Source organism: Pseudomonas agronomica (assembly GCF_025917275.1).
GTDB lineage: Bacteria > Pseudomonadota > Gammaproteobacteria > Pseudomonadales > Pseudomonadaceae > Aquipseudomonas > Aquipseudomonas agronomica.
On record NZ_JAOSHO010000716.1, the window covers coordinates 1 to 1,991 of the forward strand.

Genomic DNA, 1,991 nt, shown 5'->3' on the forward strand with positions numbered 1-1,991 from the left:
CCTCGCCACAAGAGCATCCTTTGCCCTTACTTCAGGCCCAATCGCTTCGCCATCCGCCCCAGGTTCGCCCGGTCCAGGCCCAGCTCGCGGGCGGCGCTGGCCCAGTTGTGTTGGTGACGTTCCAGGCAAGCACTGATGATTTGCCTTTGATAATTTTCCATGGCCTGGCGTAAGTCGCCGGTCATGATTTCCGGTTGCGCGGGCGCAGGGCCGGCAATGGGTGCGTTGTCCGAGGCTGCGCGGGGCAGGCCCAGGTCTTCGGCGCTCATGCTGAGGATTTTCGGCCGTACCTTGCAATGACCCAGCGCTTTCAACGCGCTGCGGCCAATCAGGTGTTCCAGTTCGCGCACATTGCCCGGCCAATCGTAGGCCAGCAGCGCGGCCTGGGCATCGCTGGTCAGGCGCAGGCTCCCGAGGCCCATGCGCGACCGGTTCTGTTCCAGGAAAAAACCGGCGAGCAGCAACACATCACGCCCGCGATCACGCAGTGCGGGCACCTGCAGCGGGTACACGCTCAAGCGATGGTAGAAGTCGGCCCGATAACGGCCATTGCGCACTTCGTCGGCGAGGTCGCGATTGGTCGCCGCAATCAGGCGTACGTCGACGCGGTGTTCCTTGTCCGAGCCCAGGCGTTGCAACTGACCGCTCTGCAAGACCCGCAGCAACTTGGCCTGGACGGTCAGGGACAGCTCGCCCACCTCATCGAGGAACAAGGTTGCGCCATCGGCCAGTTCGAATTTGCCGCGCCGGTCGTTCATGGCGCCGGTGAAAGCGCCGCGCACATGACCGAACAGCTCGCTTTCCACCAGGGTGTCCGGCAGGGCGGCGCAGTTGAGGCTGATCAGCGGTTGGTCGGCGCGGTTGGAGGCTGCGTGTATCGCCTGGGCGACCAGTTCCTTGCCGACGCCGGTTTCGCCGGTGATCAGCACCGTCAGGTCGCTGCCGCCCACCAACTTGATTTCTTCCACCAGGCGTTTGTGGGCCTTGCTCTGGCCCACCATGTCGCGATGCTGCTGGCCACTCGCCTGGCGATAGACCTCGGCGCGGTGATGCTCATCCTCGGCCCTCAGAGCCAACCGCTCGATCCGTTCGGCGGCGCTGACAGTGGCGGCGGCGAGGCTGGCGAAGGCTTGCAAAGCGCTCAGGTCGATCGGCTCGAAGCGTTCCGGATCCAGGGAATCAAGGGTCAGCAACCCCCAGGGCCGCTCGTCGACGAACAGCGGGCAACCCATGCAGTCGTGGACTTCCAGATGCTCGTCCAGGCCTTCGACCAGCCCGTCGTAGGGATCGGGCAGGTCACTGTCGGTGGCGAAGCGGGTTGGTTGCGAATGGGCCAGCAACGCCTCGAAGCGCGGGTGTTCGTTGATACGGAATCGCCGTCCCAATGTGTCGGTGCTCAAGCCATCCACGGCCAAGGGCACGAGGCAATCCCCCTCCAGGCGCAGCAGTGCGGCGGCGTCGCACGGCAGCAGGGCGCGCAAGGCGCCAAGCAAGCGCCGGTAACGCTCGCCTTCCGGCAGTTCGCGGGACAGATCCGCCACCAGGGGCAGCAGTGAGGTGAGCAAGGAGGTTGCGGTCATAATGACTCCAGTTGGTCATAACGACTATAAAGGCTACCGTGTCTTTATGACTACTAAGTTTTTAACATGTTGAAATTAAAGAATAAATTTTATGGCACGGAAACTGATAAGTGTGGGTATCCGTTATCTGTACCACGCGAGGAGTCACCTATGCTGAGTCGAGAACAACGCGCCATCATCCGTTCCACTGTCCCATTGCTTGAGAGCGGTGGTGAAGCGCTGATCACTCATTTCTACCGCATGATGTTGTCCGAATATCCCCAAGTGCGCCCGCTGTTCAACCAGGCTCACCAGGCCAGCGGCGACCAACCCCGCGCGCTGGCCAATGGCGTGCTGATGTACGCGCGCCATATCGACCAGCTCGATCAATTGGGCGACCTGGTGGCGAAAATCGTCAACAAGCACGTGGCC

Annotated in this window: 1 protein-coding gene and 1 pseudogene; one reads left to right on the top strand and one right to left on the bottom strand. The window is 62.3% G+C overall.

Translation table 11 applies throughout. The annotated features are described in order from the left end of the window. Positions 1–26: 26 nt before the first annotated feature. Positions 27–1,580 (bottom strand): nitric oxide reductase transcriptional regulator NorR, encoded by a 1,554-nt coding sequence (gene norR / locus OC610_RS26480; protein WP_264432154.1) that lies wholly within the window; start codon positions 1,578–1,580, stop codon positions 27–29. A 150-nt stretch (positions 1,581–1,730) separates the two neighbouring features. Here norR and OC610_RS26485 point away from each other — a divergent pair. Further along, positions 1,731–1,991: pseudogene (locus tag OC610_RS26485) on the top strand (NO-inducible flavohemoprotein); the annotation flags it as partial.